Raw genomic sequence first — 9,829 nt, 5'->3', positions numbered from 1 at the left:
TAACATCTAATAACGATCATAAATCGCTAAGGATGGTGACCTTCCTACAGAGGACTTTCACCTCATTAGTTCATGCCCATGCTGGGCGTACACAAGGCAAGCCAAAATCGTTGCGCTTCGCTCCACTGGACGCGCTAGCGCGCGCCTTTGCTTGCAGCGTTAAGCATCAGAGAGAGATATGAGTTCATCTGAAAATAATGAGTTCTTTAATGAAATTCAAACTGATCTAAAAGGCTAGATGAGCATCTTGACTCAATTAATAGAAATCTTAAGCACCATAATTTTCAAGAGATTAGTCGAAATACTGGAACAAACTCCCTTGAGCAACAGTTCACGGCTAATCCTAGTGGCGTTGGCGCTTTTGGGCCGGGCGGCGGAGCTGAGCAAAATGCTTTTAAGTAAACTGAAACGGCCAGCTTATTGGTGAATCGCGCTGTGGTTATGCTCGCTACTTGGCTGGTGAGCGCTTTGATGAATAAGCATTGTGTATAGCGGGTAAAGCGCTAAGACGATCAGCAGCGCAGCGAAACCGTAACGGGTGAGGGGGTTTTTAATTGCGCTGCGCAGGCCGCTACTCAAACTTCCTATGCTTAATACCGCTGGTGCAGTGCCCAAACCAAAACAGGCCATGAGTATGGCGGATTGGATGGCACTGCCGCTCAGTGCCGACCATGCCAGCGCACTGTAAATTAGTCCGCAGGGCAGGAAACCCCATAATCCACCGATCGCGATCGCTTTTGCTGGCGAGTCGATTGGAATAAGTCGTTTGCGCACAGGTTGTAATTTCTGCCAAACACGGCCACCTAATTGTTCAAGGATCGTTGCAATGCTGCTCCAGCCGGCAATGGACAGCGCCATAATGATGAGCATCACACTGGCGAGAATTCGCAATGCTTGGCTAATGGGCATGAGCTGTGTTGTCGCCAATGCGCCAGCGGCGGCAACTGAGCCGCCGAGAATAGCGCCGAGTAGGGCGTAACTCGAAATACGACCGAGCTGGAAGAGCACGCTGAAGTAGATATGCTGAAGATTCGCGGCGGTTTTTGTGCTGGTAATGATGGCGCCGCCAGGGTGCAGTGGCTGTGGTGGCGTAGTAGACGCGCCCAGCAGTCCCGCGATTCCGCCGCACATACCGACACAATGCGGGCTGCCGATTAAGCCCAGTAAAAATGCCGCAGAATAGCTAAGCACTTCAGGCATCATTATGGGGGTCTCGCTTTTCTGGCGGCACTGAACTGCGCGGTTTTTCTTCTTCGTCAAATAAGATGCGCTGTCCTTCGCGATCTAAATCGTCAAATTGTCTGTTGCCGACCGACCACCAAAATAAAAATATCGCTAAGCCGAAAAAAATCAGCGCAATGGGTAACAGAATAATTAAGCTAGCCATTGTAAGCCCCACTCGTTGTAAGTGTATTGCGTATTGGTGTGGCCTCAGCGGCATGTGAGGTGGAATCTGTTTGCTTTGCACCAATTCGCAGTGCATTTAATACCACAACAAGTGAGCTGGCAGACATGCCCAGTGCCGCCAACCAAGGTGGCACCAAGCCCATCGCCGCTAAGGGCAGTGCCATCAAATTATAGAGCAGTGCCCAGCTGAGGTTTTGTATAAGGATAGCTCTACTCAGTTTTGCTTTGCTAAACAACACAGCGATATTGTGAAGTTTATTATCGAGTAGTACCACGTCTGCTTGGGTGCGTGTTAATTCGCTAGCGCTGGTCATGGCAACCGAGATGTCGGCGCTGGCAATGACTGGCGCGTCGTTAATACCGTCGCCGACCATCATGACAACAGCACCCTGTGCTTGCAGGTTTTTAACATGGGCGAGCTTTTGCGCTGCGCTACACCCAGCCTGATAAGCATTTATGCCGAGTGCGCCGGCGACTTCGGCAACTTGTCCGGAGTTGTCGCCGCTGAGAATTTCAAGGCTAAGGCCGCTATTTTGCATGGCTTGCACCAACGACAGCGCGTCGGAGCGAATTTCGTCAGCAAGTTGAAAGTGGGCTAGGACGTTACTGTCGTCGGCGAGGTAAACATTCAAATGGGCGCTATGGTGTTGGCGGGGCACGTTACAAAATGCAGCGCTGCCAATGCGGTAGACCTTGCCGTTGATGCGGCCGCGAATTCCGGCGCCGCTGACCACTTCGCCATTTTCCACGTTATAGCGGGTACTTGCTACTTTACTGCTTTGTTTAAACGCATGGGCAATGGGGTGGTGAGACAGCTGTTCTAGGCTAGCCGCAATTTCCCGCGCGGTTTCGTCGCTGATACCACCGAACACGCGACACGACAAGATATGTGGGCGGCCCTCTGTGAGGGTGCCCGTTTTGTCAAATACAAGGTGACTGACGTTACGCATCTGTTCGAGAACGCGGCCATTTGTAAGCAAGACGCCTTGCCTACTGAGTGCTTTGATTGCGGCGGTATAGCTTGTTGGGGTTGCGAGTGATAGGGCGCAAGGACAGCTAACAACCAATACTGACAAGGCAATAATAAACGCTGATCCACCCTCGTGACTGTACCAGTAGGCATAGCTGACACCGGCTAATAGCATAACTAACATCACAAAATGACTGGCCATTCTGTCTGCTAGCTGCGCCACGGCTGGCTTGCTGGCTTGAGCTTGTTCTAATAATTCGGCTATTTTGGCCCAGGCGGTATCGCATGTCGTTTGGGTAATTTCAATATCGAGGTTACCATCGATATTGCCGCTCCCCGCCATCACGCTATCGCCAATACCACAGTGAACGGGCAAAAATTCGCCGCTAAATGCACTGCTTTCGATACTGCTTGTTCCGCGCCGAATAATGCCATCAACCGCTAAGGTTTCCCCTGGTTGCACGCTTATAAGGTCGCCGACCTTGAGCGATTTTACGCCCACCCATTCAAATTTGCTGTCGCCAAGCTGCGTGATTTTTCGGGCAGATGTCGGCAGCGATGTACCGCGATGCTGATACTGGCTTACCCGCAATTGCAAGTAGCGGCTCAGCAATAAGAAAAAGGTAAACATGCTTATGGTGTCGTAGTAAACGTGGGCGCCTTGGCTAATAGTGGATACAACACTCGCGGTATACGCTGCGGTTAAGGCAATCGAAACGGGTATATCCATGCCAGGATGGCCACGACGCAAAGAGCGCCATGCATTTTTAAAAAAGGGTTGTGCGGCGTAGAGCAGTGCCGGCGTGGTAATGATTAAGCTAAAGACCCTGAGTAATGTGCGGCTATTATGGTCGATCCCCTGAAAGTCTCCAGCGTAAAGACCAATGGCAACCATGCCTACTTGCATCATGCCGATGCCGGCTACACCCAGCCGGCGTAGAAGCCCCGTCATTTCTTCCTGCAGTTGAATGTCGCGGGTGGTCGCGGACCAGGGTAAGGCTTGGTAACCGAGTGCGTGAAAAGCCTTAAATATAGCGCTGGGGCTGAGTTGTTGCGGATTCCACCTTACCGTGGCGACAGCATTTTGCAGATGTACACTGACCGATTCAATGCCGTCTATGCGCAGTAGATGTTGTTCGATCAGCCAAGCGCACGCGGCGCAGCGCAAGCCACCAACACTAAAGCGGCTGACCCATGACGAACCGTCTTGCGTGGAGAAATCTTCGATTAATTCTTGTTGATCAAAACGGCTGTAATCGTCAATGCCTTCGCTGGGGGTAATAGCGGCGGCGGAACGCAAACGGTAGTAGTCGTTTAAACCTGCTGTAAGTATGCATTCGGCAACGGCCAGACAGCCGCCACAGCACATATTACGTTGGCTGCCATCCACTAAGAGTTGGAAATTGGCGCTGGCGGGAATAGTTTCGCCACAGTGGAAGCAGGCATTTGTCATGGCGTCTTCGCGCCTTGATTGTTGGCCTGATCGTCCATGACAAATTGCTGAGTGTGGTCAGTGTCAAACTCAGTTTTTAGACGCCAGCGACTCGCTTCATTGTTGTTGAATGACGCTAATGTAAGATACCAGCGCCCTGTAATACTCTGGGTGAGTTGCGCGCTGTAATGGTTTTCGCCGTCGTTGATAAGAACCGTTTGGAAGTCCAACTCTTCACTTGTCGGGTGTTGCCACAACAGAAGCAGTTGATTGTATTCGGTGAGGGCGGTGCCCTTGAGTGTAATTTCGATATCGCCGTTAGTTAGCTGCCCGCCAGCACTGAGCTGCATCTGGCTCGCAAATGCGTCTTGCTCAAGATAGCGATTTATCGCCAAGCCGTCTTTGTAATAGTCGTCGCGCACCAAGTTGTCGCTGTGGATAATTGCAATGACCAAGGTGATGATGCTGGCAATGACGACGGTGCCAGGTAATACAATTAAAAACCAAGGCCAGAATTGTCGATACCATTTTTCTGACGCGCCGTGTTTGATCTGCATAGATACATTCGCTGTCATGGTGGATTACTCGGCAGGCGCAAAAAAGCGACTTTCATGGCTAACAATGTCATTCTCGGCATCTAATCGCTGGGCGCGAAATTCAATATTAAAAAAACCGTGAACCTGCTGCTGGGCGTTAAGACGTAGGGTTATGGGAATATCAACGACCTCGCCACTGAGTATTTGAAATTCTACCGAACCAATGATGTCGACCGGGTAGGGGGCAGACACAGACAGTTGGTAGCGGTGATTCGCTTGTGTTTTATTTGCGACTTTCAGCGTGAAGCGATTGTCGATGGCGCCTTGCTCGCTTTGATAGTACAGCGCTTGGCGATCCCTTAGCACACTGACCTCAATCGTTTCACGATCGATTATGCGGTAGGCTAATAAACCGCACATCACCACAACAGCGAGGATATAGGCTAACAGTCGTGGTCTAAAAATCTGAGAAGGCTGGCCATTTAACGCGTTTTCAGTGGTATAGCTTATTAAACCTTTGGGATAGTCCATTTTTTCCATAACAGAGTCACAGGCATCAACGCACAGGGCGCAGCCGATACACTGATATTGCAGGCCGTCACGAATATCGATTCCGGTTGGGCAAACCTGAACGCAGAGCTGACAGTCAATGCAGTCACCTAAGCCAACATCGGCTGACTTTTCATTTCGTTTGCGCGAACCGCGTTGTTCACCGCGTTTTGGGTCGTAGGAAATGATTAAGGTGTTTGGGTCAAACATTGCCGATTGAAAACGCGCGTAAGGGCACATATACAGGCAAACCTGTTCGCGCAAATAGCCGGCGTTACCGTAGGTCGCTAAGGTAAAAAAGCCGATCCAAAAAGCTGCCCAGAGGTTTACGCTGAACGTAAAAAAGTCGTAGCTAAGATCCAAAATTGGCGTGAAATAGCCGACGAAAGTAAAGCCGGTATAAAAAGCCACCGCAAGCCACATGCTGTGTTTGACGAATTTTTTGGCAAACTTGCTCGCGGTATAGGGCGCAGCATCTAACTTGATACGCTGATTACGGCTTCCCTCAACTTTTTGTTCAATCCACATGAAAATGCTGGTCCACACCGTTTGCGGACAGCTGAAACCACACCATACCCGGCCAGCAAAATTGGTTACCGCAAATAGCATAAACGCCGCAATGATCAGCACCCATGCGAGCATGCTTAGATCTTGCGGCCAGAAGGTGATGCCGAGCACATGGAATTGACGGGCGGGCAGGTCAAACAGAACGGCTTGCCGGTCATCCCATTGTAACCACGGTAACAGGAAATACCCCATTAACAGCGGCCATCCGGTTAAGGTACGAATGCGTTGAAAAAAGCCCTCGATCTTTCGGGTGTATATTTTCTCTCGCTTTTGATACAGGTCGAGTTCCGCAACTTCTGCAGGAACAAATTCCTCGACCGGAATGCGATCAGGGTCGACGCCTACTGGGTTCCCACTGCTTTGCGAACCGGCCGATTCAGCACTCATGCTATTAATGGCTCCATCGCTGCTTTCAAGGTTTGTTCGTATTTTCAGCCGACGACAATTGGTAGACGTAGGCTGTCAGTAGATATATCTTCTCTTCGCTGAGTTTGTCGTGATGGGCCGGCATTTGTCCGTTGCGACCTTTGGCGATGCTTTGTTTTATACGACCGGCGTCACCACCATATAGCCAAATATTGTCACGGAGATTTGCTGCGCCCATCATTTGATTGCCGCTGCCATCTGCGCCATGGCACGCTGAACACATCATCGCAAATTGCTTGGCGGCGGGGTTGTCATCTGCGGTTGTCGCCTTGCTCAAGTTAACAACATAATCAGTCATGGCAGCCAGACCATCATGGCCGAGCATACTCCCCCAAGCAGGCATGCTGCCGCTGCGTCCATTGGTAATTGACGTGCGTATCTGCTCGGGCGAGCCGCCGTATAGCCAATCATGATCGCTGAGGTTAGGGAAACCATATGAGCCTTCAGCGTTAACGCCATGGCAAATTGCACAGTTGTTGGCGAAGATCCGCTTTCCGAGGCGCATGGCTTTTTTGTCCTGGGCCAGCGCAGGAATATCTTTGTTCATAAAGTCTTGATAAAGCGACTCGGTTGCCTGTTCAGCTTGCTGAACTTCGTTTTCCCATTTGCCTACGGATGTCCAGTTAAGTAGGCCTGGGAAATTCCCCATGCCGGGATACGCAATCAAATACCCGATGGCGAATACAATACTGGCGACAAACATCTTGAACCACCAAGACGGAAGCGGGTTGTCGTATTCTTCTATGCCGTCGTAGACGTGCCCAGTGGTTTGGTTCGCTTTTGTACTTTTAATCTTTCGGTTGCTAAAAAGTAACCAGGTAATAAGGACGATAGAGATGGTCGTTAGGACGACGATCCACATACTCCAAAAACTACTCATTGTGGCTCTCCACATCTTTTGCGTCAGATTTGCGTTTGCGGCTGATGTCGTCGTCGGCAAACGGCAGCAGGGCTGCATCTTCGAAATAGCTTTTACGGCTCTTGCGGAAAACACTAACGCTGAGGCTTATAAACGTAATAAATACTAACAGGGTTGCTATTGCTCTTAGGTTGTCTTGATCCATGGTTTCCGTCCTTCGCCTAGCGCTTGTACTTGAGCAGCGTGCCGAGCTGCTGCAAGTAGGCCACCATGGCATCAATTTCTTTTTTACCCGCCACTTGCTCTGCGGCACCCGCGATGTCGGCGTCGGTATAGGGCACGCCGACTTTACGTAACGCTGCCATATTCCTGCCGACCATATCGCCGTCAATGTCATTGTTAAATAACCAGGGGTAGGCGGGCATGATCGACTCCGGAACCACCGCGCGGGGGTCGAACAGATGGGCTCGATGCCATTCGTCGCTATAGCGTTCGCCGACACGTGCTAAATCTGGCCCAGTGCGTTTAGAGCCCCACAGAAAGGGGTGTTCATAAACACTTTCACCAGCCACAGAATAATGGCCGTAGCGCTCCGTTTCCGAGCGAAGCGGGCGAATCATTTGTGAATGACATACATGGCAGCCTTCACGTATATAAATATCGCGACCTGTTAACTGCATAGCGTTAAGCGGCTTTAAACCCTTAATTGGTTCGGTGGTCTCTTTTTGAAACGCTAAGGGTACAATTTCAACTAAGGCGCCAAAGCTAATGGCAATGATTATGAAAATAATCATTAGTCCGATATTTTTTTCAACGAGATCGTGATTCATGCCGCTACCTCCGCTGGGCTGCTAGCCGCTGCCAGTTCTTCGCCGTTGCGAATGGTCTGCCAAACATTCCATGCCATCACCAGCATGCCGAACAGGAAGATACTGCCGCCGATAAAGCGAACAATGTAGCCGGGATGACTCGCAACCACTGATTCTGCAAAGCTGTAAGTCAGGCTGCCGTCACTGTTGTAGGCGCGCCACATTAACCCCTGAACAATGCCGTTAACCCACATGGAAGCGATATACAGAACTGTGCCAATGGTCGATAGCCAAAAGTGCAAATTAATCGCCGGAATGCTGTGCATTTTTTCTTTTTCGAACAACACCGGGATCAGGTGATAAATGGTCCCGATGGAGATCATCGCCACCCAGCCAAGCGCACCTGAATGCACGTGACCAATCGTCCAATCGGTGTAGTGAGAAAGTGAATTGACGGTTTTAATCGCCATCATTGGCCCTTCAAAAGTCGACATGCCATAGAAGGACAGTGACACTACTAAGAATCGCAAAATCGGATCAGTGCGCAATTTATGCCAAGCGCCAGACAAGGTCATCATGCCGTTGATCATGCCGCCCCAAGAAGGCGCTAGCAGAATCAATGACATTACCATGCCTAGGCTTTGCGCCCAGTCAGGTAGTGCGGTGTAGTGCAAATGATGTGGGCCAGCCCAGATGTACACAGACACCAGCGCCCAAAAGTGAACGATTGATAAACGGTAGGAGTACACGGGCCGACCAGCCTGCTTAGGAACGAAGTAGTACATCATTCCCAAGAAGCCCGCCGTCAAATAAAAGCCGACAGCGTTATGCCCATACCACCATTGCACCATGGCATCTACTGCGCCGGAGTATATGGAATAGGATTTGGTCAAGCTAACCGGTACCGCTAGGCTGTTCACAATGTGCAGTACGGCCACGGTGATGATAAACGCACCGTAAAACCAGTTGGCCACATAGATGTGCGACATCCGCCTTTTCATGATGGTGCCAAAAAAGACAATGGCATAGGCCACCCAAACGAGGGTGATCAGAATATCAATTGGCCATTCTAATTCCGCATATTCTTTTGTACTGGTATAACCCATTGGTAAGGTTATGGCCGCCAGCACAATAACCAACTGCCAGCCCCAAAATACAAATGGGATCAGTGGACCGCCAGCGAGACGGGCTTGACAGGTGCGCTGCACCACATAGAAAGACGAACCCATTAACGCACAACCGCCAAAGGCAAAGATTACTGCGTTGGTGTGCAAGGGTCGAAGCCGGCCGAAGCTAAGCCAAGGAGTGTCAAAATTGAGTACCGGCCAGATCAGCTGGGCCGCAATCAGCACCCCGACAGACATGCCGACAATGCCCCAGACAACAGCCATAACGGTAAACATTTTCACCGCGCGGTAGTCGTATAGAGGTTGCTGGGTTTGCGAGTCCATTTGGATTCCTTTGAAAGTAAAATATATATTTTTGCGACCTATACCGCCGCGATTTATTGGAGACGACTTAGCGCGTTCTGCGCTTGCAACGTTCAGCTTTGCAGGCTTAACCGTCGACAAATACCGGCGCTAATCCCATTTCCCACAGAATGACAACGCCGCCCATAAGCGCCATAAATATCACCATGCACACCCCGACCACCGCAGAGGCGTAGAGAAAACCGCGCTCAGTGGGGATATTCATTACAATGGGAATGCCGACATAAAGTAGGTAAACCGCCCAGCTCAAACTGGCGATGCCGAGGAGCATATCTAGCCAAAAAATAGGGAAGAAGCCAGAGAGGCCAGCAATAAAAAGGGGGGTGGCGGTATAACTCGCCACGACCATGCCTTTGGTCATGGTCGACTCGCTGCCATAGGTTTCGGCCATCCAATGAATGAAGTAGCCGATAATGGCGAGGGCACCGAGCATGGCAATATAGAAAGCAATAACAATGCGCAAGGCACTGGCCGTTGTAAGTAATACTTGCTCGCCATCGCCGATGCTCCAACCGACGACGGTGGTACCGTAATACCACGCGAGACAGGGTCCAATTGCCAGAACAATGGCATAAAGCAGTTTGCTGGGCAGTGCGTTGGTAGGCACACGAGCAACAGCATGCCACTGTTTATGGGGTGAAAATAGAAATCCCAAGGGATTGCTGACAAAATTAGCCACGGCGTACTCGCTTGCGCTCATCTAATGATAATCGGCAAGATAGCAAAGCGATAATGCTGGCTAGTTGATCTACGTCAACTAAACTATGCTTTATGGTTAATTTGC

At 50.5% G+C, this 9,829-nt stretch carries 10 protein-coding genes; all 10 read right to left on the bottom strand.

Going from position 1 to position 9,829, the window contains the following annotated elements:
• Positions 1-417 precede the first annotated feature (417 nt).
• Entirely contained in the window at positions 418-1,203 is a 786-nt protein-coding gene (locus HNQ57_RS09280; protein ID WP_184462429.1) for a sulfite exporter TauE/SafE family protein, read from the bottom strand.
• Positions 1,193-1,387 (bottom strand): cbb3-type cytochrome oxidase assembly protein CcoS, encoded by a 195-nt coding sequence (ccoS, locus tag HNQ57_RS09275; RefSeq protein ID WP_184462428.1) that lies wholly within the window; start codon positions 1,385-1,387, stop codon positions 1,193-1,195. The genes HNQ57_RS09280 and ccoS overlap by 11 nt, the downstream gene beginning before the upstream one ends.
• Positions 1,380-3,830, bottom strand: coding sequence for a heavy metal translocating P-type ATPase (locus tag HNQ57_RS09270; protein ID WP_184462427.1), 2,451 nt, complete (start codon positions 3,828-3,830; stop codon positions 1,380-1,382). The genes ccoS and HNQ57_RS09270 overlap by 8 nt, the downstream gene beginning before the upstream one ends.
• Positions 3,827-4,384, bottom strand: coding sequence for a FixH family protein (locus HNQ57_RS09265; protein ID WP_184462426.1), 558 nt, complete (start codon positions 4,382-4,384; stop codon positions 3,827-3,829). Before HNQ57_RS09265 ends, HNQ57_RS09270 begins: the two co-directional genes overlap by 4 nt.
• Before the next feature lie 6 nt (positions 4,385-4,390).
• Entirely contained in the window at positions 4,391-5,848 is a 1,458-nt protein-coding gene (ccoG, locus tag HNQ57_RS09260) for a cytochrome c oxidase accessory protein CcoG (RefSeq protein ID WP_184462425.1), read from the bottom strand.
• A 25-nt stretch (positions 5,849-5,873) separates the two neighbouring features.
• Entirely contained in the window at positions 5,874-6,767 is an 894-nt protein-coding gene (gene ccoP, locus HNQ57_RS09255) for a cytochrome-c oxidase, cbb3-type subunit III (RefSeq protein WP_184462424.1), read from the bottom strand.
• Positions 6,760-6,951 (bottom strand): cbb3-type cytochrome oxidase subunit 3, encoded by a 192-nt coding sequence (locus HNQ57_RS09250; protein WP_184462423.1) that lies wholly within the window; start codon positions 6,949-6,951, stop codon positions 6,760-6,762. The genes ccoP and HNQ57_RS09250 overlap by 8 nt, the downstream gene beginning before the upstream one ends.
• A gap of 16 nt (positions 6,952-6,967) precedes the next feature.
• Positions 6,968-7,576 (bottom strand): cytochrome-c oxidase, cbb3-type subunit II, encoded by a 609-nt coding sequence (gene ccoO, locus HNQ57_RS09245; RefSeq protein ID WP_184462422.1) that lies wholly within the window; start codon positions 7,574-7,576, stop codon positions 6,968-6,970.
• Positions 7,573-9,006 (bottom strand): cytochrome-c oxidase, cbb3-type subunit I, encoded by a 1,434-nt coding sequence (ccoN, locus tag HNQ57_RS09240; RefSeq protein WP_184462421.1) that lies wholly within the window; start codon positions 9,004-9,006, stop codon positions 7,573-7,575. Before ccoN ends, ccoO begins: the two co-directional genes overlap by 4 nt.
• 106 nt (positions 9,007-9,112) lie before the next feature.
• Positions 9,113-9,745 carry a Yip1 family protein gene (locus HNQ57_RS09235; RefSeq protein ID WP_184462420.1) on the bottom strand — a complete coding sequence of 211 codons (633 nt, stop codon included), beginning with the start codon at positions 9,743-9,745 and terminating at the stop codon, positions 9,113-9,115.
• Between the last annotated feature and the right edge of the window lie 84 nt (positions 9,746-9,829).

It is taken from the genome of Zhongshania antarctica, assembly GCF_014202945.1.
GTDB lineage: Bacteria > Pseudomonadota > Gammaproteobacteria > Pseudomonadales > Spongiibacteraceae > Spongiibacter > Spongiibacter antarcticus.
Note: the sequence above shows the minus strand (reverse complement) of the source record. Positions and strands in the feature narration are given on the sequence as shown.

Bases quoted from the DNA above. Each gene is read 5' to 3' on its own strand.
- HNQ57_RS09280 (WP_184462429.1), bottom strand. From the start codon at position 1,203: ATGATGCCTGAAGTGCTTAGCTATTCTGCGGCATTTTTACTGGGCTTA.
- ccoS (WP_184462428.1), bottom strand. From the start codon at position 1,387: ATGGCTAGCTTAATTATTCTGTTACCCATTGCGCTGATTTTTTTCGGC.
- HNQ57_RS09270 (WP_184462427.1), bottom strand. From the start codon at position 3,830: ATGACAAATGCCTGCTTCCACTGTGGCGAAACTATTCCCGCCAGCGCC.
- HNQ57_RS09265 (WP_184462426.1), bottom strand. From the start codon at position 4,384: ATGACAGCGAATGTATCTATGCAGATCAAACACGGCGCGTCAGAAAAA.
- ccoG (WP_184462425.1), bottom strand. From the start codon at position 5,848: ATGAGTGCTGAATCGGCCGGTTCGCAAAGCAGTGGGAACCCAGTAGGC.
- ccoP (WP_184462424.1), bottom strand. From the start codon at position 6,767: ATGAGTAGTTTTTGGAGTATGTGGATCGTCGTCCTAACGACCATCTCT.
- HNQ57_RS09250 (WP_184462423.1), bottom strand. From the start codon at position 6,951: ATGGATCAAGACAACCTAAGAGCAATAGCAACCCTGTTAGTATTTATT.
- ccoO (WP_184462422.1), bottom strand. From the start codon at position 7,576: ATGAATCACGATCTCGTTGAAAAAAATATCGGACTAATGATTATTTTC.
- ccoN (WP_184462421.1), bottom strand. From the start codon at position 9,006: ATGGACTCGCAAACCCAGCAACCTCTATACGACTACCGCGCGGTGAAA.
- HNQ57_RS09235 (WP_184462420.1), bottom strand. From the start codon at position 9,745: ATGAGCGCAAGCGAGTACGCCGTGGCTAATTTTGTCAGCAATCCCTTG.